At 70.3% G+C, this 22,175-nt stretch carries 17 protein-coding genes; 13 read left to right on the forward strand and 4 right to left on the reverse strand.

The window, feature by feature from the left end; translation table 11 throughout:
• Positions 1-32: 32 nt before the first annotated feature.
• From ACE3Q8_RS04050 to ACE3Q8_RS04075, 6 genes are all read left to right on the forward strand, one after another.
• Positions 33-1,565, forward strand: a complete 1,533-nt coding sequence (locus ACE3Q8_RS04050; protein WP_374468957.1) for a spinster family MFS transporter — start codon at positions 33-35, stop codon at positions 1,563-1,565.
• Positions 1,566-1,758: 193 nt separating this feature from the next.
• Positions 1,759-4,593: a TonB-dependent receptor gene (locus ACE3Q8_RS04055; RefSeq protein ID WP_374468958.1), complete on the forward strand. Its 2,835-nt coding sequence runs from the start codon at positions 1,759-1,761 to the stop codon at positions 4,591-4,593.
• 99 nt (positions 4,594-4,692) lie between these two features.
• Positions 4,693-5,997: an adenylosuccinate lyase gene (gene purB, locus ACE3Q8_RS04060; RefSeq protein WP_374468959.1), complete on the forward strand. Its 1,305-nt coding sequence runs from the start codon at positions 4,693-4,695 to the stop codon at positions 5,995-5,997.
• Positions 5,998-6,080: 83 nt separating this feature from the next.
• On the forward strand, positions 6,081-8,036 hold the full coding sequence (locus ACE3Q8_RS04065; RefSeq protein ID WP_374468960.1) for an HWE histidine kinase domain-containing protein: 1,956 nt from the start codon (positions 6,081-6,083) through the stop codon (positions 8,034-8,036).
• A 9-nt stretch (positions 8,037-8,045) separates the two neighbouring features.
• Positions 8,046-8,390, forward strand: coding sequence for an MmcQ/YjbR family DNA-binding protein (locus ACE3Q8_RS04070; RefSeq protein WP_374468961.1), 345 nt, complete (start codon positions 8,046-8,048; stop codon positions 8,388-8,390).
• A 37-nt stretch (positions 8,391-8,427) separates the two neighbouring features.
• Positions 8,428-9,846, forward strand: coding sequence for a coniferyl aldehyde dehydrogenase (locus ACE3Q8_RS04075; protein ID WP_374468962.1), 1,419 nt, complete (start codon positions 8,428-8,430; stop codon positions 9,844-9,846).
• A 67-nt stretch (positions 9,847-9,913) separates the two neighbouring features.
• Here ACE3Q8_RS04075 and ACE3Q8_RS04080 read toward each other — a convergent pair whose 3' ends face one another.
• A complete protein-coding gene (locus ACE3Q8_RS04080; protein WP_374468963.1) occupies positions 9,914-10,237 on the reverse strand; it encodes a DUF1476 domain-containing protein in 324 nt (107 codons plus the stop codon).
• A 234-nt stretch (positions 10,238-10,471) separates the two neighbouring features.
• Here ACE3Q8_RS04080 and purC point away from each other — a divergent pair, with 234 nt between their 5' ends.
• The 6 genes from purC (at position 10,472) to ACE3Q8_RS04110 (ending at position 16,335) form a co-directional block, all read left to right on the forward strand.
• Positions 10,472-11,227, forward strand: a complete 756-nt coding sequence (gene purC / locus ACE3Q8_RS04085; protein WP_332048979.1) for a phosphoribosylaminoimidazolesuccinocarboxamide synthase — start codon at positions 10,472-10,474, stop codon at positions 11,225-11,227.
• A complete protein-coding gene (gene purS, locus ACE3Q8_RS04090; protein WP_374468964.1) occupies positions 11,227-11,466 on the forward strand; it encodes a phosphoribosylformylglycinamidine synthase subunit PurS in 240 nt (79 codons plus the stop codon). Before purC ends, purS begins: the two co-directional genes overlap by 1 nt.
• Positions 11,463-11,834 (forward strand): hypothetical protein, encoded by a 372-nt coding sequence (locus tag ACE3Q8_RS04095; protein ID WP_374468965.1) that lies wholly within the window; start codon positions 11,463-11,465, stop codon positions 11,832-11,834. Before purS ends, ACE3Q8_RS04095 begins: the two co-directional genes overlap by 4 nt.
• Positions 11,835-11,886: 52 nt before the next feature.
• The gene (gene purQ / locus ACE3Q8_RS04100; protein ID WP_374468966.1) at positions 11,887-12,549 is read left to right on the forward strand and encodes a phosphoribosylformylglycinamidine synthase subunit PurQ; all 663 of its coding nucleotides are present in this window, start codon (positions 11,887-11,889) and stop codon (positions 12,547-12,549) included.
• A gap of 54 nt (positions 12,550-12,603) precedes the next feature.
• On the forward strand, positions 12,604-14,517 hold the full coding sequence (locus ACE3Q8_RS04105) for a CocE/NonD family hydrolase (RefSeq protein ID WP_374468967.1): 1,914 nt from the start codon (positions 12,604-12,606) through the stop codon (positions 14,515-14,517).
• A gap of 90 nt (positions 14,518-14,607) precedes the next feature.
• The gene (locus tag ACE3Q8_RS04110; RefSeq protein WP_374468968.1) at positions 14,608-16,335 is read left to right on the forward strand and encodes a DEAD/DEAH box helicase; all 1,728 of its coding nucleotides are present in this window, start codon (positions 14,608-14,610) and stop codon (positions 16,333-16,335) included.
• 24 nt (positions 16,336-16,359) lie between these two features.
• Here the strand turns inward: ACE3Q8_RS04110 and ACE3Q8_RS04115 are convergent, their stop codons facing one another.
• Positions 16,360-18,129 carry a DUF885 family protein gene (locus ACE3Q8_RS04115; protein WP_374468969.1) on the reverse strand — a complete coding sequence of 590 codons (1,770 nt, stop codon included), beginning with the start codon at positions 18,127-18,129 and terminating at the stop codon, positions 16,360-16,362.
• A gap of 179 nt (positions 18,130-18,308) precedes the next feature.
• Between ACE3Q8_RS04115 and ACE3Q8_RS04120 the strand changes: the two genes are divergently transcribed.
• Positions 18,309-19,463: a family 1 glycosylhydrolase gene (locus tag ACE3Q8_RS04120; protein ID WP_374468970.1), complete on the forward strand. Its 1,155-nt coding sequence runs from the start codon at positions 18,309-18,311 to the stop codon at positions 19,461-19,463.
• A gap of 16 nt (positions 19,464-19,479) precedes the next feature.
• On the opposite strand, the gene ACE3Q8_RS04125 is transcribed toward ACE3Q8_RS04120, so the two are convergent.
• Both ACE3Q8_RS04125 and ACE3Q8_RS04130 read right to left on the reverse strand, forming a co-directional pair.
• Positions 19,480-21,429 carry a methyl-accepting chemotaxis protein gene (locus ACE3Q8_RS04125; protein WP_374468971.1) on the reverse strand — a complete coding sequence of 650 codons (1,950 nt, stop codon included), beginning with the start codon at positions 21,427-21,429 and terminating at the stop codon, positions 19,480-19,482.
• 149 nt (positions 21,430-21,578) lie between these two features.
• Positions 21,579-22,043, reverse strand: coding sequence for a hypothetical protein (locus tag ACE3Q8_RS04130; RefSeq protein ID WP_374468972.1), 465 nt, complete (start codon positions 22,041-22,043; stop codon positions 21,579-21,581).
• Positions 22,044-22,175 lie beyond the last annotated feature (132 nt).

Below are 22,175 nucleotides of genomic sequence, written 5' to 3' on the forward strand. Positions count from 1 at the left end.
GGCAGGGGACCGCACCAGGGAGCCTGCCGCCGATGAGCGCCGCATCCGACCGGGCTTCCACGCCCGCGCCCGCCTACACCGACGGCTACAAGGGGACGGTCCTGGCGCTCCTGGTGGTCGCCTACACCTTCAACTTCATCGACCGCACGATCATCTCGACCATCGGCCAGGCCATCAAGGTGGACCTGAAGCTCACCGACGCCCAGCTCGGCTGGCTCGGCGGCCTGTCCTTCGCCCTGCTCTACACCGCGCTGGGCATCCCGATCGCCCGGCTGGCGGAGCGGAAGAGCCGGGTGACCATCATCTCCATCGCCATCGTCATCTGGTCGGCGTTCACGGCGCTCTGCGGCACGGCGACCAGCTACCTTCAGCTCCTGCTCTACCGGGTGGGCGTGGGCGTGGGCGAGGCGGGGCTCAGCCCGCCGGCCCACAGCCTGATCAGCGATTATTTCGAGCCCAAGAAGCGCGCCTCGGCGCTCTCGATCTACTCGTTGGGCATTCCGTTCGGGACCATGTTCGGGGCCATCGCCGGCGGCTGGATCGCCCAGAACGTCTCCTGGCAGGCGGCATTCATGCTGGTGGGCCTGCCCGGCGTGCTGGTGGCCATCGCCATCAAGCTGTTCATCAAGGAGCCGCCCCGGGGCTGGAGCGACCGCCAGCTCGCCGCCGCCGAGACGGGCGTGGCGCTTGACGAGACGCCCGGCGCGCTCGGCCGCGAGGCGTCCGAAGCCGGCGCGCCGGACGCGGCTCCCGCAGCGATCTCCGCCGCGCCGACGCCTACTATGGAGAAGCCGCCCGGCATGCTGGTGGTGGCCAAGCGCCTGTTCGGCTCCTGGGGCATGTTCCACATGGCCGCCGGCATCACCATGGCGAGCTTCGCCGGCTACGGCACGGGCCAGTACGCCCCGCCCTACTTCATCCGCGAGTTCGGCCTGGGGCTGGCCACCGTGGGCCTCGCCATCGGCCTCATCGCCGGCGTGTCCAACGGTCTCGGCACGCTGCTGGGTGGGGTGCTCACCGACTGGGCTTCCAAGCGCAGCGTCCGCTGGTACGCGCTCGTGCCGGCCATCGGCCTGATCGCCGCCACGCCGCTCTACATCCTGGCCTACACGCGGGAGAGCTATCAGCTCGCCTGGGCGATCCTGCTGCTGCCGGGGATCCTGCACTACACCTACCTCGGCCCGACCTTCGGGGTGGTGCAGAACGCCATGGACGTACGGATGCGGGCGACGGCGGTGGCCCTGCTCTTCTTCGTGCTGAACCTGATCGCCCTCGGCTTCGGCCCGCCGTTCACCGGCTGGTGCATCGATCTCTTCGCCCAGCAGGCCTGGGCGAACGCGGGCGGGCTGGGCAGCTTCAACGCCGCCTGCCCGGGCGGGATCGGGCCGGAAGGCGGGCCAGCCGCCCTGGACGCCGCCTGCAAGGCGGCCATGGCCCAGGGCACGCGCTACGGCATCGTCTCGAACCTGCTGATCTACGCCTGGGCCGGGGTCCACTACCTGCTGGCCGCCATCACCCTGCCCCGCGACATCGCCCGCGCGAAGGCCGCCCAGGCGGCGGCCTGACGCTCGAACAGGCGCGACGCCTCGCCAAAACTGCTGAGGCGCCGCCGCCACAGGCGATCAGCCGCGAGTTGCCACACCTCTGCCGCTCGCTTGACGCGCGAGCGCGCCCCCTCCGTATCCTCGTTCCATGAACGGCGAGTCTCGCGGCGTGGGGCCGGACAGGGGCATCGCCGGGTTCCTGAGGGGGAACATCATGCATCGTCACCTGAGGGGCGCCGCCCTTCTGGCCGCAACGGCGCTCGCCGCCGGCGGCTCGTTCGGCGTCGCCCACGCGCAGGACACCTCCGTCGAGGAGGTGGTCGTCACCGGCTCGCGCATCCGCACCAGCCCGCTGGAGCGCGACCAGCCGGTGGTCCAGATCGACCAGGAGGTGATCGCCAAGTCCGGCCTCACCTCCACCGCGGACGTGCTGCAGCGGATCCCGTCGGCCGGCGGCGGCCTGAACGCCCGGTTCAACAACTCCGGCAACTTCGGCAACCCGCCCGACGGGGGCGGCGTGGGCGCGGGCTCGGCCGAGATCGACCTGCGCTACCTGTCCTCGCGGCGCGTGCTGGTGCTGGTGGACGGGCTGCGCTGGGTGCCGGGGGCGGCGGCCTCGGGCGTGCCGGGCTCGGTGGACCTCAACACCATCCCCGCCGCCATGATCGCACGCATGGAAGTGCTGCAGGAAGGCGCCTCCCCGATCTACGGCTCGGACGCCATCGCCGGGGTGGTAAACATCATCACCCGCCAGGACCAGGACGGCCTGCAGGCCAGCGCCCAGATCGGCCAGACCGGCGACGACGAGGGCTTCACCCAGGACTACAACGTCTCCTGGGGCGTCAGCGCCGACCGGACCCAGGTCGTCGTCGGCGGCGGCTGGTTCAAGCAGGACCCGATCTACGCCGCCGACCGGTCCATCTCGCGCTTCCCGTCGCCCTACGCCACCGAGTGCGACACGAGCTGCTCGTCGGGCACGCCGCTGGGCAGGTTCATCATCTCGGACCCGAACACCGGCACGGACTTCGACGTCACCCTGCGCCAGGCGCTCGGCGTGGGGCAGCGGGCCACCTACATCCCCGGCGATCCGACCAGCGCGGCCGGCAGCTACAAGGCCTTCACCACGGCGGACCGGTTCAACTTCCAGCCCTACAACTACATCCTGACGCCGCTGGAGCGGACCAGCGTGTTCGGCTCGCTGCGCCACGACTTCTCGGACGATGTGCGGCTGCGCGTGCGGGCCAGCTACGTGGAGCGCCGCTCCGCCAACCAGGCCGCGCCCCTGCCGCTGTTCGTGGGCCCGGACGCCGGCAACGGCAACCTGCTGGACACGGTCGTGATCGACGCCACCCAGCGCTACAATCCGTTCGGCTTCACCCTCGGCCCCGGCACCTACGCCTTCATCGGCCGCCGCCTCGTGGAGGCCGGCCCCCGCCACTACGAGCAGCGCGTCGACACCTGGAACGTCACCGCCACCCTTGAGGGCGACTGGGACGTGGGCGGCCGCAACTGGCACTGGGACGTGAACGGGGTGATCTCCCGCAACCACGCCGAACAGACCTTCACCGGCAACGTCAACGCGCAGCGGGTGCAGCAGGCGCTCGGCCCGGCGGCGGCCTGCACGGGCTCCTGCGTGCCGCTGAACATCTTCGGCGGCGCCGGCACGATCACGCCCGAAATGCTCGCCTTCATCGGCTTCACCCAGCAGGACACCTCGCAGCAGGAGCTGCGTGACGTCTCCGCCAACCTCACCGGCGACCTGTTCGACCTGCCGGCCGGGCCGCTGGCCTTCGCGGTCGGCGTGGAGCGGCGGGAGACCGAGGGCTACTTCCAGCCCGACGCCATCGTCGCTGCGGGCCTCTCGTCGGACATCCCGGCCCAGCCGGCCCGCGGCTCGATCACCATCAAGGAGGCCTATGGCGAACTGCGGATCCCGCTGGTCGCCGACATGCCGTTCATCCAGCGGCTGGAGGCCTCGGTGGCGGCGCGGTTCTTCGACTACTCCACCAGCGGCTCGGACGAGACCTTCAAGGCGGGCCTCTCCTGGCGACCAACGGAGGACGTTCTGGTCCGCGGCTCGTGGGGCGAGGGCTTCCGCGCGCCGTCCATCGGCGAGCTGTTCGGCTCGGCCTCGCGCTTCGACCAGGAGGTCGTCGACCCCTGCTCGGGCTTCAGCGCCGCCACGCCGGCCAACGTCCGCGCCAACTGCATCGCCGCGGGCGTGCCGGCCAACGGCAGCTACGTGCAGCTCAATCCGCAGATCTCGGTGATCACCTCGGGCAACGCGGCGCTGCGGCCCGAGACCAGCGAGAGCTGGAACGCCTCGGTCGTCTATGAACCCCGCTGGCTGCGCGACACGAGCTGGGCGAGCGGCGGCTCGGTGGAGCTCGCCTATTCGAAGATCGAGCTCAACGACGCCATCCAGGCTCAGAACGGGCAGGCCCTGCTCGACCGCTGCGCCCAGACGGGCGATGCGCTGGCCTGCGCCACCATCACCCGCACGGCGTCGGGCCAGGTGGTCGGCATCGCCAACCCGCTGATCAACATCGGCGGCATCGACACCGAGGCGCTGGACCTGAACGTCATCTGGCGCTCGCCGGACTGGGCCGCGGGGTCGTTCGGCCTGCGCTGGTACACCACCTGGCTGCTGGACTTCACCGAGTTCGTCCCCACCGCCGCCGGGCTCGCCCCGGTGTCGCGCGAAGGCACCGAACGCGGCAGCCCGGACCAGGCCTATCCGGAGGTGAAGTCCAACTTCATGGCGGACTGGGACCGCGCCGACTGGGGGGCGACGCTCGGCCTGCGCTACATCTCCTCGGTGGACGAGACCGGCGCGGACAACAAGCTGGAGTCCCGGCTCTACGCCGACGCCCAGCTTCGCTGGACCCCCACCTTCCTCAGCGAGGACGTGCGCGTCGCCGTCGGCGTCAACAACCTCTTCGACAAGGATCCGCCCGGTTGCATCACCTGCGGCTTGAACAACTACGACCCGAACGCCTATGACGCGCCGGGCCAGTTCTTCTATCTCCGGTTGAGCTATCGCCAGTAGCTCGGCCAGAGCGAGGGCGGCGGCGGCCGGGCCGCCGCCCTCAACTTTTCCACGCTCAGAATTTGACTTTCCGTCCCCCCGCCGGGATATGCGGCGTCCATGATCCCCCGCTACGCCCGCCCCGAGGCCGCCCGCATCTGGGACCCCCAGACGCGCTTCAAGATCATGTTCGAGATCGAGGCCCATGCCGCCGACAAGATGGCCGAGCTCGGCGTCATCCCGGCCGAGGCTGCGCGGGTCATCTGGGAGAAGGGCCGCGACGCGGTCTGGAACGCCGACCGGATCGACGAGATCGAGCGCGAGGTGAAGCACGACGTGATCGCCTTCCTCACCCACGTCACCGAGATCGTGGGGCCTGAGGCGCGCTTCCTGCACCAGGGGATGACCTCGTCGGACGTCAACGACACCACCCTGGCCGTCCAGCTCAGCCGCGCCACCGACCTGCTGATCGAGGACGTGGACCTGGTGCTGGCCGCCCTCAAGCGCCGGGCGTTCGAGCACAAGCTCACCCCCACCGTCGGCCGCAGCCACGGCATCCACGCCGAGCCCACCACCTTCGGCCTGAAGCTCGCCGGCCACTACGCCGAGTTCCAGCGCGCCAAGGAGCGGCTGGCGATGGCGAAGTTCGAGATCGCCACCTGCGCCATCTCCGGCGCGGTGGGCACCTTCGCCAACGTCGCCCCCGAGGTGGAGGAGTACGTGGCGGAGAAGATGGGCCTGGCCGTCGAGCCGGTGTCCACCCAGGTGATTCCGCGCGACCGGCACGCGGCCTATTTCGCGGCGCTGGCGGTGGTGGCCTCGTCGATCGAGCGCCTGGCCGTCGAGATCCGTCACCTGCAGCGCACCGAGGTGCTGGAGGCCGAGGAGTTCTTCGACGTCGGCCAGAAGGGCTCGTCGGCGATGCCCCACAAGCGCAACCCGATCCTGACCGAGAACCTGACGGGCCTCGCTCGCCTGGTCCGCTCCGCGGTGACGCCGGCCATGGAGAACGTGGCCCTGTGGCACGAGCGGGACATCAGCCACTCCTCCGTCGAGCGCGGCATCTGCCCGGACGCCACCGTCCACCTCGACTTCGCGCTTCGCCGGCTGGCGAACGTGGTCGAACGCCTCGTGGTCTACCCGGAGAACATGGCGAAGAACCTCGATCGGCTGGGCGGCCTGGTGCACTCCCAACGGGTCCTGCTCGCCCTCACCCAGAAGGGCCTGAGCCGCGAGGCGAGCTACGCCGCGGTCCAGCGCAACGCCATGCGGGTCTGGCGCGGCGAGGGCGCCTTCCTCGACTTCCTGGACGCCGACCCCGAAGTGACCCTCAGCCGCGGGGAGCTGTCCGAGCTGTTCGACCCCGGTTATCACTTCAAGAACGTCGACCGGATCTTCGCCCGGGTCTTCGGCCAGCAACCCTAGCGCGCCCCGGCGGTTTCCGCTTAGCTGGCGCGGGGGCGTTCGGCGCAAACGACCGAAGGCGGAGTGGGACGCTGAACGAACAGGTGCGGCCACGGCACGGATTCCTGCTGGGCGGCGGCGAGATGGGCGAGCGCCTGCGCGCCCACGACTGGTCGACCTCGCCCCTGGGCCCGCCCGAGACCTGGCCGCAGTCGCTGCGGACCTCGGTCTCCATCCTGCTGAACTCCGGCCATCCGATGTTCGTGGCCTGGGGCCCCGAGCTCGGCTTCATCTACAACGACGCCTACGCCACCATCCTCGGCGACAAGCATCCGGCCGCCCTCGGCCGCCGCTTTCACGACATCTGGAGCGAGATCTGGGACGACATCTGGCCGCTGATCCAGTCCGCGCTGGCCGGCGAGGCCACCTGGTCCGAGGACCTGCTGCTCAGGATGTTCCGCCACGGCTACTGGGAAGACACCTGGTGGACCTTCTCCTACAGCCCGGTGCGCGACGAGAGCGGCGGCGTGGGGGGCATGTTCTGCGCCTGCACGGAAACCACCTCGAAGGTGCTGGGCGAGCGGAGGCTGAAGTTCCAGCTCGCCATCGCCGAGCGCCTGCGCCCTCTCACCGAGCCCCGTGAAATCAAGCACGCCGCCGCGAGCCTGCTGGGCCAGGCCCTGGCCGCCGGGCGCGTGGGTTTCGCCGAGATGGAGGCGGACCAGAACTGGATCATCATCGAGGACGACTGGGCCGAGGGCGACATGCCGAACTTCGGCGGACGCTACAGGCTCGAGGACTTCGGGCCGGAGTTGGCGGGGCGGCTTCGCGCCGGCCAGCCGGTGCGCATCGACGACGTCGCCGCGGACCCCATCACCGCAGGCAACGCAGCCAGTTTCCGGGCCATCGGCATCGGCGCGGTCCTCGCCATCCCGCTGGTGAAGGCGGACCGCCTCGTGGCGCTCCTGTCGGTGCACATGGGCGAACCGCGGGTGTGGAGCGACGATGATCAGGCCATGGCCCAGGAGCTGGTGGAGCGGACCTGGGGCGCGGTCCAGCGGGCGCGGGCCGAGAACCGGCTGCGCGAGAACGAGGAACGGCTGCGGCTCGTCCAGGCGGCCGGCGCCGTGGGCTCCTTCGACTGGGACATGGTCTCCGGCCGCATCCACCGCTCGCCGGAATACCTGCAGCTCCAGGGTCTGCCGCCGGAGTCCGGCCAGGGCGGAACCTATTCCGAGGACTGGCTGACGCGGGTCCATCCGGAGGACCGCGAGCGCGTCCGCCAGGGCTTCCTCGAGGACCAGGCGCGCGGCGGCCCCTTCGACCGCGAGTACCGCATCGTGCGCCCGTCCGACGGCGAGGTGCGCTGGATCCACAACCGCGGACGGATCGAGCAGGACGCGCGCGGGCGACCCGTCCGGCTCCTGTCGGTGCAGACCGACATCTCGGAGCGCAAGCGTGACGAGGCGCGCCAGCGGCTGCTGATCAACGAGCTGAACCACCGGGTGAAGAACACCCTGGCCACCATCCAGTCGATCGCCTCCCAGACGCTGCGCAACGCCCCATCGCTCGCCCAGGCGCAGGCGGATTTCGAGAACCGGCTCCTCGCGCTCTCGCGGGCGCACGACATCCTCACGCGGCGGACCTGGGAAGGCGCGGGCGTGGCCGAGATCGTGGCCAGCGCCATCCAGCCCTACGGGGACTCGCGGTTCCAGGTGGATGGTCCGCCCCGGACGCTGCCGCCGCAGACCGCGCTGTCGGTGGCTATGGCCCTGCACGAGCTCGGCACCAACGCGGCCAAGTACGGGGCGCTGTCCTCGCCGGCAGGCCAGGTCGAGATACGCTGGGCGCTGGAGGACCGGTCGCTGCGGCTCGTCTGGCGCGAGCGGGACGGCCCGGCCGTCACGCCGCCGACGCGGCAGGGCTTCGGAAGCCGGCTGATCGAGCGTGGGCTGGCCCGGGAGCTGAACGGCGAGGTACGGCTCGAGTTCGCGCGCACCGGCGTCGTCTGCGAGATCCTGGCCCCGCTGCCGGATGACGGCGACGACGGCGGAGGCTAGCCTCGGCGCATGGCCACCTTCGACGACCTGCGTCGGATCGCGCTCAGCCTGCCCGGGGCCGAGGAGCTCACCCAGTGGGACGAGCCGTGGTTCAACGTGGGCAAGAAGACCTTCGCGCTTCAGTCGCGTGGCCGGGCGGTCCTGAAGCTGGACAAGAACCACCAGCACTTCCTGTTCGAGGTGCGGCCGGAGACCTTCCAGCCCTGCCGGGTGGCGACCGGCGCCTGGAGCTACGTCAAGCTGGAGGACCTCGACGCGGCCGAGCTGGCGCTGCTGGTCCGCGAGGCCTGGTCCATGGTGGTCCCCAAGCGGGTCAGCCGGCCCTACCTGGCCGCCTTCACGGCCCCAGCGTAACGCGCGTCTGCTCCCGGACCAGGGAGGACGTCACACCATGGACATGCAAGCGATCCTGGCGGCCCAGAAGGCCGCCCACCTGCGCGACGGCGCGCCGAGCGCCGAGAAGCGCATCGAGCGGATCGACCGCTGCATCCAGCTCCTCGTGGACAACCGCAAGGCCATCGAGGACGCCCTGGACGCGGACTTCGGCTCCCGCTCCCGCGACGCCACCGCCTTCACCGACGTGGCGGGCTCCATCGGCCCGCTGCGCCACGCCAAGGCCCACCTGCGCCGCTGGATGAAGCCGGAGAAGCGCAAGACCACGCCGCCGATCCTGGGTCTGTTCGGCGCCAAGGCCGAAGTCCGCTACCAGCCGAAGGGCGTGGTCGGCGTGATCAGCCCGTGGAACTTCCCGGTGAACCTGACCTTCGCGCCGCTGGCCGGCATCCTGGCGGCGGGCAACCGGGCCATGATCAAGCCCTCGGAGTATACCCCCGCCACCTCGGACCTGATGAAGGCGATGTTCGCCCGCGCCTTCTCCGAGGAGGAGATCGCCGTGGTCACCGGCGGCCCGGAGGTGGGCGAGGCGTTCGCCCGCCTGCCCTTCGACCACATGATCTTCACCGGCGCGACCAGCATCGCCCGGCACGTGATGCGGGCCGCGGCCGAGAACCTCGTGCCGCTCACCCTGGAGCTCGGCGGCAAGAGCCCGGTGATCCTCGGCCGCTCGGCCGACCTCGAGGTCGCGGCGGCCCGGGTGATGAACGGCAAGACGCTGAACGCCGGCCAGATCTGCCTCGCCCCCGACTACGTGCTGGCCCCGCAGGACAAGGTCGAGGACTTCGTGCAGGCCGCCCGCGCCTCGGCAGCCCGGATGTTCCCGACCATCAAGGACAACCCGGACTACACCTCGATCGTCGCCCAGCGGCACTACGACCGGATCATGGGCTATGTGGAGGACGCCCGCGCCAAGGGGGCCAAGGTGGTGGAGCTGAAGCCCGAGCACGAGGACCTCAGCCAGCAGGAGCACCGCAAGATCGCGCCCACCCTGATCCTCGATCCCACCGACGACATGAAGGTGATGCAGGAGGAGATCTTCGGGCCGGTCCTGCCCGTGAAGAGCTACCGGACCGTGGACGAGGCGATCGCCTATGTGAACGGGCGCGACCGGCCGCTCGGCCTCTACTACTTCGGCGCCGATGCGGCGGAGCAGGAGAAGGTCCTGTCGTCCACCACGCCCGGCGGGGTCACCATCAACGACGTGATCATGCACGTGGCCCAGGAGGAGCTGCCGTTCGGCGGCGTCGGGCCGTCCGGCATGGGCAGCTACCACGGCCAGGACGGCTTCCGCGAGTTCAGCCACCGCAAGGCGGTGTTCAGCCAGATCAAGAAGGACATCGGCCCGCTGCAGGCCTTGCGGCCGCCGTTCGGCCCCGGGATCCGCAAGTACCTGGATAGCCAGATCAAGGCCTGAGGCGCAAACGACAAGGGCGCGCCGCACGGGCGCGCCCTGATCGATCTCCGCAAAGGCTGCGGCGGCCTCAGCCTTCGCCGCGAACGCTCTCGCGCGCCTGGGCCAGCAGCTCGGCCATCTTCATCCGGACCTCGCCCTCGGTGACGGTGACGCCGGCGCCCTTCAGGTCCTCGAAGACCTTGCGCAGCACGTCGTCGTCGCCCGGCTGCTCGAAGTCCGACTTCACCACCGCGGCGGCGTACTCGTCCACGCGGCTCTCCTGCAGGCCCATCAGGCCCGCGGCCCACTGTCCGAGCAGGCGGTTACGGCGGGCCGTGGCCTTGAATTCCTGCTCCTGATCGAGCGCGAACTTCTTCTCGAAACCCCGTTCACGGTCGTCGAAGGTGGTCATGTGGTCCCCGGGCGCGGCGCGAAAAGCGGGCGACCACATATCCCGTGAGGCGCCGGGCCGCAATCGAAAGCGGCGGTGTGTCCCCACGTTTGCGCGCGGCTTCCGCATCCGCTAATTTCCGCGGGCCTTATATTGAGCGAGAGGCCGAGTCGGACCCGCGCGCGCACTGGATCAGACGCGCGCGTTTTTCGTTCCGCCGACCGGTAAGCGCCTCGCTTGGGAGAAGGCTTGAGAATGACCCGCCGTAAGAAGATCTACGAGGGCAAGGCCAAGATCCTCTACGAAGGTCCCGAGCCCGGCACTCTGATCCAGTACTTCAAGGACGACACCACTGCGTTCGACGCGACCAAGAAGGCCGTGCTCGAGGGCAAGGGCGTCATCAACAACCGCATCAGCGAGTACATCATGACGCGGTTGAACTCGATCGGGGTTCAGAACCACTTCATCAAGCGGCTGAACCTGCGCGAGCAGCTCATCCGCGAGGTGGAGATCATCCCGCTGGAAGTGGTTTGCCGGAACGTGGCCGCAGGCTCGCTGTCGAAGCGCTTCGGCCTGCCCGAGGGCCAGGCCCTGCCCCGCTCGATCATCGAGTTCTACCTGAAGGACGACAAGCTCCACGACCCGATGGTGGCCGAGGAGCACATCACCGCCTTCAACTGGGCCTCGACCCAGGAGATCGACGACATGATGGCGCTCACCCTGCGGGTGAACGACTTCCTGACCGGCATGTTCGGCGCCGTCGGCATCACGCTCGTGGACTTCAAGATCGAGTTCGGCCGCATCTGGGAGAACGACTTCTCCCGGATCATCCTGGCCGACGAGATCAGCCCCGATAGCTGCCGGCTGTGGGACACCGCGACCAACGAGAAGCTCGACAAGGACCGCTTCCGGCGCGACCTCGGGAACGTCATCGAGAGCTACACCGAGGTTGCGCGCCGGCTCGGGATCATGAAGGAGATGCCCACCGTGATTCAGGGGGGCCTCCACTAGTGAAAGCCAAGGTGCACGTGTTCCTGAAGCCCGGCGTCCTCGACGTGCAGGGCAAGGCGGTCGAGCAGGCGCTGCACGGCCTGGGCTGGGGCGGCGTCGAGCACGTCCGCGTCGGCAAGACCATCGAGTTCGACCTGCAGGGCTCGGACCCCGCGGCGGCCGAGGCCGAGGTCAAGGCGATGTGCGAGAAGCTGCTCGCCAACACGGTGATCGAAAGCTATCGCGTGGAGGTGGCGTGAGGGCCCTGCCCCTCGCGCTCCTTCCCATCCTCACCCTCAGTGCGTGCGCCAAGCGCGAGCCGCCGTCGGCCGCGCCGCTGGCGCTCGACTGCGCCCAGACATTCGAGGCGCTCTCGGCCGCGGTCACCGCCCAGCCGCTCAACAAGGCCCCGGGCGACCCCGCCGAGCCCTACGACTACTACTCCACCCACGACGGCAAGGCGTCGTACCTGATCACCCGCGCCGGTGCGCCCGGGCATCCGGCGATCATGATGCAGCAGGTGAAGGGCTCCGACGTGGTCACCACCGGCTGCCCCTACGGCGATCGGGCCGGCTACGACCAGTTGCACGCCTATCTGGACAGCCTGAAGAGCTGGCGACGCCAGTGACGCACCTGCTGACGCTTGACCTTCGCCCCTTCCACCGCCACGTGAGCCCCCCATGAAAGCCGCCGTCGTCGTCTTCCCCGGATCCAACTGCGACCGTGACTGCAAGGTCGCCATCGAGCGCTCCACCGGCGCCGAGGTGTCCATGGTCTGGCACGGCGACAGCGAGCTGCCGAAGGGCCTGGACCTCATCGTGCTGCCCGGCGGCTTCTCCTACGGCGACTACCTGCGCTGCGGCGCCATGGCGGCGCTCTCGCCGGTGATGGCCGAGGTGAAGGCGGCCGCCGAGCGCGGCGTCGCCACCGTCGGCATCTGCAACGGTTTCCAGATCCTCTGCGAGGTGGGCCTGCTGCCCGGCGCCCTGCTGCGCAACGAGGGGCTGAAGTACGTCTGCAAGCCCGTCGAGCTGGAGGTCACCAACGCCCAGACCCGTTTCACCGCGGGGTACCAAGGCCGCCGCGAGGTGACGATGACCGTGGGCAACGGCGAGGGGAACTTCTTCGCCGACGACGCTACCCTCGACCGGCTGGAGGGCGAGGGCCAGGTGGTCTTCCGCTACCTCGACAACCCCAACGGCTCGGCGCGCAAGATCGCGGGGATCGTCAACGGCCGCGGCAACGTGCTCGGCCTGATGCCGCACCCGGACCGCGCCTTCGAGGCCGAGCTCGGCAGCGCCGACGGCGCCATCCTCTTCCAGAGCGCCCTGGCCAGCGCCTGATACGACGCGCCTGCGCTTGAGCTTGTGCCCGCGACCCCGCTAGGGTCGCGGTCCATGAAGCGCACCCTCCTCGCCGCCGCCGCGGCCGTCCTCGCCCTCGCCACCGCCGCCACGGCCCAGACGCCGCCGATGACGCCGGACATCACCGGCAGCTTCAAGGCGCCCACCGACCGCTACGACTACGAGCGGCGCGAGGTGATGATCCCCATGCGCGACGGGGTGAAGCTCTACACGGTGATGATCGTGCCCAAGGGCGCGAAAGACGCGCCGATCCTGCTCACCCGCACGCCCTACAACGCCAAGCGGGCCAGCCAGCGGAACGTCTCGCCCTACGCGGCGGCCACCGGCGGCCAGATGGACGAGCCCTTCCTCGCCGACGGCTACATCCGGGTCTACCAGGACGTCCGCGGCAAGTACGGGTCGGAAGGCGACTACGTGCTCACCCGGCCCGTTCGGGGGCCGCTCAACGGCACCCCGGTCGACCACGTCACCGACGCCTACGACACCATCGAGTGGCTGACGAAGAACGTGAAGGAATCCAATGGCCGCGTCGGCATGATCGGCTCGTCCTATCCGGGCTTCACGACGGCGATGGCCCTGGTGGATCCCCATCCGGCGCTGAAGGCGGCCGTACCGCAGAGCCCGATGATCGATGGCTGGATGGGCGACGACTGGTTCCAGAACGGCGCCTTCCGCCAGACCATGTTCGACTGGTTCCTCAACCAGATGACCGTCCGCGGCCAGGGGGACGGCGTCCCGCGCGAGGCGCTGGACGACTACGACAACTTCCTTCGGGCGGGCTCGGTGGGCGAGTTCGCCAGGCGGGCCGGGATCGACCAGCTCCCGGCCTTCCGCAAGATGACCGAGCATCCGGCCTATGACTCCTTCTGGCAGGAGCAGGCGCTGGACAAGATCCTCGCCAAGCGGCCGCTGAAGGTGCCGACGCTGTGGGTGGGCGCCCTCTTCGACCAGGAGGACATATACGGCGCGCTGCACGCCTACGAGGCGACCGAGCCGAAGGACACCAACAACGACATGAACTTCCTGGCGCTGGGGCCGTGGCGGCACTCCGGCGTCAACTACGAGCAGCGGCAGCTCGGCGCGATCAAGCTGCCCGGAGACACGGCCACCGAGTTCCGCCGCAAGGTGCTGAAGCCGTTCCTCGACCAGCACCTGAAGACCGGCGCCCCCAAGGCCGACATCGCGCCGGTGACCATCTTCCAGACCGGAACGATGGAGTGGCGCAGCTATCCGAAATGGCCGCTGGCCTGCGAAAACGGCTGCGAGGCGAAGATGCGCCCGCTCTACCTGCAGCCCGGCCTGAAGGTCGGCTTCGAGCGGCCGGCGGGCGGCCCGGCCTTCGACGAGTACGTCTCCGACCCCGCCAAGCCCGTGCCCTACATCCCCCGGCCGGTCCGCGCGGACCAGTCGGACCAGTGGCGTTTCTGGCTGGTGTCCGACCAGCGGCACGCCGCCAGCCGGCCCGACGTCCTGACCTATGTCTCCGAGCCGCTCACGGAGCCGCTGCAGATCTCGGGCGAGCCGGTGGTGAACCTGTTCGCCTCCACCAGCGGGACCGACTCCGACTGGGTGGTGAAGCTGATCGACGTGCAGCCCGACTTCGTGCCCTCGGACCTCGACATGAGCGGCTATCAGCTCCCGGTGGCGCTGGAGATCTTCCGCGGCCGCTATCGCGACAGCCTGGAGAAGCCGACGGCCATCCCGGCCGGCAAGGTCCAGAAGTACCGCTTCGAGCTGCCGACCACGAACCACGTGTTCCAGCCGGGCCACCGGATCATGGTGCAGGTGCAGTCGAGTCTCTTCCCGCTCTACGACCGCAACCCGCAGACCTTCGTGCCGAACATCTTCTTCGCCAGGCCGCAGGACTACCGGAAGGCTACCCAGCGGGTGTTCCACACCGGTGCCCAGGCCAGCATGATCGAGCTGCCGGTGGTGGCCGGAAAATAGCCGCGCTCGCCGAAGGGGCGGGTTTCTGCTAGGAGCCCGCTCCGTTTCGCCTACGCCACGTTCTATCGAGGCGCTCTCAAGGACCGCCCGATGCCGTTTCCGACGCCCCACCCTGCCCTGGCGCGCGCGCTCGAAGCCCAGGGCTACGCCGAGCCTACCCCCGTCCAGGCGGCCGTCCTCGACGCGCCCACCGACCGCGACCTGCTGGTCTCGGCCCAGACGGGCTCGGGCAAGACCGTGGCCTTCGGCCTGGCGGCGGCGCACCAGCTTCTCGGAGAGGCCGACGCGTTCGGCCCCGCCGAGGAGCCCTTCGGCCTGGTGATCGCGCCCACCCGCGAGCTCGCCCTGCAGGTCGCCCGCGAGCTCGGCTGGCTCTACGGCGCCGCCGGGGCGAAGATCGTCACCTGCGTGGGCGGCATGGACGCGCGGCGCGAGCAGCGGGCGCTCGCCGCCGGCAGCCATATCGTGGTCGGCACCCCGGGCCGCCTTCGCGACCACCTCGAGCGCGGCAACCTGATCCTCAAGGACCTGCGTGTCGCCGTCCTCGACGAGGCGGACGAGATGCTCGACATGGGCTTCCGGGAGGACCTCGAGGAGATCCTCGACTCCACGCCGGTGGAGCGGCGGACTTTGCTGTTCTCCGCCACCCTGCCCAAGGACATCGTCGCGCTCGCCCGCCGCTACCAGCGCGAGGCGCACCGGATCGACACCATCCGGCGCGACGAGGCGCACGGCGACATCGAGTACCGCGCGGTGCGCGTCGCCCCCACCGAGGTGGAGAACGCCATCGTCAACCTGCTGCGCTGGTTCGAGGCGCCGGGCGCACTGATCTTCTGCTCGACGCGGGAGTCGGTCCGGCACCTCTACGGCGCGCTGCGCGAGCGCGGCTTTGCGGCGGTCCAGCTCTCGGGCGAGCTGTCGCAGAAGGAGCGCGCTGACGCGCTGCAGGCGCTTCGCGACGGCCATGCGCGAGCCTGCGTCGCCACCGACGTGGCCGCCCGCGGGCTCGACCTGCCGGACCTCGGCCTCGTGATCCACGCCGAGCTGCCGATCAACAAGGCCGCCCTCCTCCACCGTTCGGGCCGAACCGGCCGGGCCGGCAAGAAGGGGACCTCGGTCCTGCTCGTGCCGCACAACCGGCGGCGCAAGGCCGAGCAGTTGCTGGATTCCGCCGGCGTCCAGGCCGAGTGGTCCGGCCCGCCCACCGCCGACGAGGTGCGCGCGCGGGACCAGGAGCGCCTGCTGGCCGACCCGGCGCTGTCCGAAGCGCCGGCGCCCGAGGACCTCGACCTCGTCCGGCGCCTGATCGAGGAACGTGGCGCGGAAGCCGTCGCCGCGGCCCTGCTGCGGGTGTACCGCGCCCGCCTGCCGGACCCGGAGGAGATCCTCGACGCGCCCCCCGAGCGCGAGCGGCCGGTCCGCGGGGAGCGTCCGCCGCGCAGCGAAGATTCCAGCTACGAGGTCGCCGACGCGGCCTGGTTCCGCGTGTCGCTCGGCCGGCGCAACAACGCCGACCCGAAGTGGCTGGTGCCGCTGATCTGCCGCCTGGGCCACGTCACCAAGCAGGACATCGGCCAGATCCGCATCTTCGACCGCGAGACCAAGTTCCAGATCTCGCGCGCCGCGGAAGGCCGCTTCCGCGAGGCGGTGCAGAAGGCCACCGACGACCGCGACCTGAGGATCGAGCCGGCCGGCGAGCCCGGCCCGCAGGAGCGCCGTCCGGCCGGTCCCCGCCGCGGCCCGCCGCGCAAGCCCGGCGGCCGGCCGAACGGCCCGCCGGCGGGCGCGCCGCCCCGGGACAAGCGTCCGCGGCGCTAGCTGGGCCGGCCCGGGCGGCAGGCCTCAGCGCGGCTGGGCCTGCGCCGCGATCCAGGCGTTCACATGGGCGTCCACCACATCCAGCGGGGCCGCGCCGTTCTCCAGCAGGACATCGTGGAAGGTCCGCAGGTCGAACCTGGGGCCGAGGGCCGTCTCCGCCTTCTCGCGCAGCTCGCGGAACTTCAGCTCGCCGGTCTTGTAGGCCAGCGCCTGGCCGCTATCGACCATGTAGCGGTGAACTTCCGCCTCGATGTTGGCACGGGACAGGGCGGTGTTCTCGACCATGAACTCGATGGCCTGCTCGCGGGTCCAGCCCTTCGAGTGCAGGCCTGTGTCGACCACCAGGCGGCAGGCCCGCCACATCTCGTAGGACAGCCGGCCGAAGTCCTTCGCCGGCGTGTCGTAGAGACCCATGTCGATGCCGAGCCGCTCGGAATAGAGACCCCAGCCTTCCGAGAAGGCGGTGAACGAGGCGGCGTGCTGCCGGAACTCCGGCAGGTCCAGCTCCTGCTGAATGCTGCGCTGCTGGTGGTGGCCCGGCACCGCCTCGTGCACCGTCAGCGCCGGCATCTCGAACAGCGGCCGCTGGTCGAGCTTGGTGGTGTTGACCCAGTAGACGCCGGGGAGCGCCGAGGCCTCGCTGCCGCGCGTGTAGTAGGCCGTGGTCGTGCCCGCGGCGATCGAGGCCGGCACCTCCTTCACGGTGTAGGGCAGCCGCGGCAGTCGGCCAAACAGCTTGGGCATCTCGCCGTCGATCTTCTTGGCCAGGAACGAGGCCTCGCGCATCAGCTCGTCAGCGGTCTTCGGATAGTATCGCGAATCGGTCCGCAGGTGCTCGGCGTAGGCCCTGCGATCGCCGGCGAAGCCGGAGCGCTTCACCACCTCGTCCATCTCGCCGCGAATGCGGGCGACCTGGGAGAGACCGAGCCGGTGGATCTCGTCCGGCGTGCGGTTGGTGGTGGTCATCAGCCGGACCTTGAAGGCGTACCATTCCGCCCCGCCCGGCATGCCCGCGTCGCCGAAGTCCTTGCGGCAGCGGGGCTGGTATTCCTTCACGTAGAAGTCGCGGAACTCACGATAGGCTGGGACCACCTGGGCGGAGATCAGCGTGCGGGCCCGGGCCGACATGTCGGACCAGTCGGCCTCGGCGATGGTCGTCGGCCGCGGCTTGCGGAACGGCGCGTAGAAGTCCGAGGTGGTGGGATCGTCCACGATGTGGGTGGTGATCGACCGCTCGAAGCCGCCCATGGCGGCGCAGGGGTGGGTGGCGCCGGCTTTCACCAGGCTGCGGGTGGTCTCGATGGCCTTGCGGTTGAACGCCGGATAGGCGGCGAGCCGGGCGAGGTAGTCCTCGTGGTCGGCCTTGTTGAACAGCGGCGTGTCGGTGGCGTCGCGGGCGAACGACAGGTGCCAGCCGCGGCGGTTGGAGAAGAGCTGGGCCCGCTGCACGTGCCGGTTCCGCTCCACCTGGTTGGCGAGATCGAGCCGCAGGATGCTGTGGCTAACCCGGTCGGTGGGCGAGAGCTGCGCCACGGGGATGGCGTCCAGCCGGCGGATGAAGGCGGCCGCGTCGGCGGCCTCCCGGTCCATGGCGGCGAGCGAGGGGTCGCCGAGATCGCGGGCGTAGGCCTTGTGACCCAGTACGGTCGCGTGCTGCGGGTTGTTCTTCAGGTACCAGGCCCAGTGCTCGTCGAGCAGCCTGTGGAACGCCGCCGAGGGCGCCTCCTGCGCCTGAACCGCCGGCGCCGCCGCCAGCACGATGGCCGCTGCCCAGACTCCTCGCCCGCCAATCATCCGAAATCCCCTCCCCAAGACGCGGCGGGAGGAGACGATGCGCCGGGGCGAGGGTCAAGGCGGCGGGAGCGCGGCGCCCGGACGGCCCTGCCCGCGACGCCCGGTCGCAGCGCCCAAATGTCAGCCCCTCGGCCGACACTTAGCGCGCTAATGGATCGCCTCGCGACCAAGGAGGCTCCGTGGACCGCACGCCCCAATCCCCCTTCTCCAGCTTCTTCATGGGCGGCTTCGACTGCGCCACGCACCGGCGGCGCGACGGCGCGCGCGTCGATTCGCTGATCGCCCAGGGCCACGACCGCTTCACCGCGCAGGACTATGCGGCGATCGCCTCGAATGGCCTGGCGACCGCGCGCGACGGCCTGCGCTGGCACCTGATCGAGCCCGCGCGGGGGCAGTACGACTGGTCGAGCTGGCGGCCCATGCTGCGCGCCGCGGCCGAGGCCGGCGTCCAGGTGGTGTGGGACCTCTGGCACTACGGCCACCCGGACTGGCTCGACATCTGGTCGCCCGACTTCGTGGAACGTATGGCGGCCTTCGCCGAAGCCGCCGCCCGGGTCCACGCCGAGCACACCGACGCGGTCCCGCTGTGGTGCCCGATGAACGAGATCTCCTATTTCGCCTACATGGCCGGCGACCAGGGGGAGTGGGCGCCGTACGGACAGGGTCAGGGTCCCGAGCTGAAGCGCCAGCTCGTGCGTGCGGCGGTGGCCGCGACCAACGCGGTCCGCCGGGTCGATCCACGCGCCCGCATCCTGTGGTGCGAGCCCTGCGTGCACATCGTTCCGCAGTCGATGCACCCGGACGACGTCACGGCGGCGCGCCGCATGGCGGACGCCCAGTGGGAGGCGTTCGACATGCTCGCCGGCCGGCGCGACCCGGACCTCGGCGGCCACGCCGAAGTGCTCGATATCGTCGGCCTGAACTTCTACTCCCACAACCAGTGGACGCCCGCCGGCAACTTCGTGCCCCTCGGCCACCACTCCTGGCGGCCGTTCTCGACCATGCTGACCGACATCGCCAGCCGCTACGGCCGGCCGATCATCGTGGCGGAGACAGGCGCCGAAGGCTCCGCCCGCTCGGCCTGGATCCACTATGTGGCCTCGGAGGTGGAGCAGGCCCGCGACAGCGGCGTGCCCGTGCAGGGGATCTGCCTCTATCCCATCTGCAACTATCCGGGCTGGAACGACGCCCGGCTCTGCCCGACGGGGCTCCTGGGCGCGCCGGAGGCCGACGGTCGCCGCCCGGTGCACGCGCCGCTGGCCCGCGAGCTCGCCCGGCTGCAGCGCGACATGGAAGAGGCGCGCCGCCCGCCGGTGATGCTGGCCGCCGAATAGGCGGCCAGCCAGGACCTCAGAACTCTTCCCAGTTGTCCTCCGCCGCGGCGGGGGACGTGGCCGGCGACGGCGCGGGCTTGCGAACCGCGGCGGGGCCGCTCCCGACCGTCTTCATCATGGGGACAGACCGCTGGGCCGGGGTCGACGCGGGGGCCGGGGCCGGGGCCGCGGCAGGCTGGCCGGTCACCTTGAAGCGGGCGACCGAGCGGTCCAGCACGTCGGCCTCCTGGCTCAGCGCGTGGCTGGCGGCGGTGGATTCCTCCACCATGGCGGCGTTCTGCTGGGTGAGCTGGTCCATCTGGTTCACCGCATTGTTCACCTCGGCGATCCCCTTGGACTGTTCCTGGGCGCCCGCGGCGATCTCGGTGACCAGGCCGTCGATCTGAGCCACCCGCTCGACGATACGCTCGATGAACGAGCCCGTGCGGTCCACCAGCTCCACGCCGCGGCCGACGTGGTCGGTGGAGGCCGAGATCAGGCCCTTGATCTCCTTGGCGGCCTCGGCGGACCGCTGGGCGAGCGCTCGGACTTCCATCGCCACCACCGCGAAGCCCTTGCCGGCCTCGCCGGCCCGGGCCGCCTCCACGCCGGCGTTCAGCGCCAGCAGGTTGGTCTGGAAGGCGATCTCGTCGATCACGCCGATGATGCTGCCGATCTCGCCGGCCGACTTCTCGATCTCGCCCATGGCGGCGACCGCTTCGGCGACGACGGTGCCGCTCGACTGCGCGTCGGAGCGGGCCTCCTGCACCACCTTGGCGCATTCCGTGGCGCCCTCGGCCGACTTGCGGACGGTGGCGGTGATCTCGTCGAGCGCCGCGGCGGTCTCCTCGAGGTTGGCCGCCTGCTGCTCGGTGCGGCGCGACAGGTGGTCGGCGGCGGTGGCGATCTCGCTCGAGCCTGAGCGGATGCCGCGCACATTGCCCAGCACCACGGCCATGGCGTTCTCGAGCTGGCTCATGGCCTCGTTGAAGTCGGCCTTCAGCTTCTCGTACTGGTCGGGGAAGGCGCGGTCGATGCGGTGCGTCAGGTCGCCCACCGACAGGCGCTCCAGGCCCGTGCCCAGCGCGGCGACCACGTCCGCCAGCTCCTGGGCGGCGCGCGCCTTGGCGGCCTCGTTGCGGGCGCGCTCTTCGTCGGCGGCCTTGCGCTGTTCGGCCGTGAGGCCCTCCAGGCGCAGCTTCTCGATGCCGGCGTCCTTGAACACCGTGACCGCGTCGGACATCAGGCCGACTTCGTCGCGGCGGCCCTGGGCGGGGACCTCGACGGTGTAGTCCCCGGCGGCCAGCTTGCGCATGGCCTCGGTGAGCTGGGTCACCGGCCGGGCGATGGCGCGGGTCAGCAGCATGCCCAGGCCGGCGGCGATCAGCGCGGCCAGCACGATGCAGCCGGCGAGCGTCAGGTACGCGTTGCGAGTCACCTCCGCCTGGCGGGCCTCCAGGGCTTCGCCTTCCTTGCTCTTGGCCTCGAACAGGGCCTCGATGCCGTCCTCGGCCGGGGCGATCAGGCCGTCGGCGGCGCCGTCCGGCCCGACCATGTCCACCGCCTGCTGACGGGTGATCGGGTCTGCGGCCAGGACCTGGCCGGCCTCGACGATCTGCGCGTGCCAGTTGTCGGCCGCCGCGCCCACGTCGCGCAGCGTCTTCACCGCCTCGGGCTCGTTCTTCACGAGCTCGCTGGCCGCCGCCAGGCGCTTCTTGAAGTTGCCGCGGTGCTTGGCGATCCGCTCCAGATAGTAGGGGTTCGCCGACAGCAGGTAGCCGCGGTAGCTGTTTTCCTGGCGGGCGAGGTAGAACTTCGCCTCCTCCAGCCGCGCCGTCACCTCGCCGGCCTGGGCCGCTTCGGCGCGGGCCTGCCCGAGCGCGTTGAGCGTGTAGAAGGTCCAGCCGCCCATGCCGATGAGCGTCAGGACCACGGCGGCGAAGCCGAGAGCCAGCTTGCGCGAGATGCGGAGATCGTCCAGGAACATAGCGCCCTAAGTATTCTTGGCTAAGTTGACGTTAGCCAAACGAATACTGTGCAATTGACGAACAAGTTGTTACCCCCGTGAAATATCCTCGAAGGAGACCGCGGCGAGAGAACGCGGGTCACAAGTCTACTTACGGTTGATCCAAAGGTTTAGAACTCGAACCAGCCGTTCAGCACGCAGGCCGCCCGTCCCCCTCGCACGGTCACGGTGATGTTGCGACCGGCGCCTGGCTGGAACCGCCACGTCCCGGCGTCTGTGGTCACCGCAAGTCCGGCCGGCGCATTGAACTGGCAGACGGTGTAGAGGCGCCGCTCGAAGGCCCCCCCCTCGTCGAGCGCCACGCAGCTCGCATGGCCGGACTGGCGGGCGAAGCGCGCCCCGCGGTAGCTGAACACCTTCGCCGGCCGCGTCCCCACCACCTTGGGATCGAGCATCGCGGGCTGCGGGCACGGCGGCCCGTCGATGGTCCAGGCGCGGATTTCGGCCCGACGTTCCAGCCAGCCGCTGAGCAGGATGTAGCCGGGGATCGTCAGCAGCATCGCCAGCAGGCCGATCATCCCCGCGGCGTGGAACGAGCCGCCGAAGTCCGAACCCGAGATCCGCGCGCCTGCCATGTCCCGGTCTCTCCGCCCCGACGGGAGTAGACCGCAGGCGCTGCAAATTCGCAACTACATCTGTAATTTGCCGGTCCCGGCTGATCCGGGTCCGGATTGACCCGGGCATGCTGCGTGGCCGAAGCTTCAACC

This window comes from Phenylobacterium sp. (assembly GCF_041913825.1).
Taxonomy (GTDB): domain Bacteria; phylum Pseudomonadota; class Alphaproteobacteria; order Caulobacterales; family Caulobacteraceae; genus Phenylobacterium.

Coding starts and splice junctions, on each gene's coding strand:
- ACE3Q8_RS04050 (WP_374468957.1), top strand. CDS start 33: ATGAGCGCCGCATCCGACCGGGCTTCCACGCCCGCGCCCGCCTACACC.
- ACE3Q8_RS04055 (WP_374468958.1), top strand. CDS start 1,759: ATGCATCGTCACCTGAGGGGCGCCGCCCTTCTGGCCGCAACGGCGCTC.
- purB (WP_374468959.1), top strand. CDS start 4,693: ATGATCCCCCGCTACGCCCGCCCCGAGGCCGCCCGCATCTGGGACCCC.
- ACE3Q8_RS04070 (WP_374468961.1), top strand. CDS start 8,046: ATGGCCACCTTCGACGACCTGCGTCGGATCGCGCTCAGCCTGCCCGGG.
- ACE3Q8_RS04075 (WP_374468962.1), top strand. CDS start 8,428: ATGGACATGCAAGCGATCCTGGCGGCCCAGAAGGCCGCCCACCTGCGC.
- ACE3Q8_RS04080 (WP_374468963.1), bottom strand. CDS start 10,237: ATGACCACCTTCGACGACCGTGAACGGGGTTTCGAGAAGAAGTTCGCG.
- purC (WP_332048979.1), top strand. CDS start 10,472: ATGACCCGCCGTAAGAAGATCTACGAGGGCAAGGCCAAGATCCTCTAC.
- purQ (WP_374468966.1), top strand. CDS start 11,887: ATGAAAGCCGCCGTCGTCGTCTTCCCCGGATCCAACTGCGACCGTGAC.
- ACE3Q8_RS04105 (WP_374468967.1), top strand. CDS start 12,604: ATGAAGCGCACCCTCCTCGCCGCCGCCGCGGCCGTCCTCGCCCTCGCC.
- ACE3Q8_RS04110 (WP_374468968.1), top strand. CDS start 14,608: ATGCCGTTTCCGACGCCCCACCCTGCCCTGGCGCGCGCGCTCGAAGCC.
- ACE3Q8_RS04115 (WP_374468969.1), bottom strand. CDS start 18,129: ATGATTGGCGGGCGAGGAGTCTGGGCAGCGGCCATCGTGCTGGCGGCG.
- ACE3Q8_RS04125 (WP_374468971.1), bottom strand. CDS start 21,429: ATGTTCCTGGACGATCTCCGCATCTCGCGCAAGCTGGCTCTCGGCTTC.
- ACE3Q8_RS04130 (WP_374468972.1), bottom strand. CDS start 22,043: ATGGCAGGCGCGCGGATCTCGGGTTCGGACTTCGGCGGCTCGTTCCAC.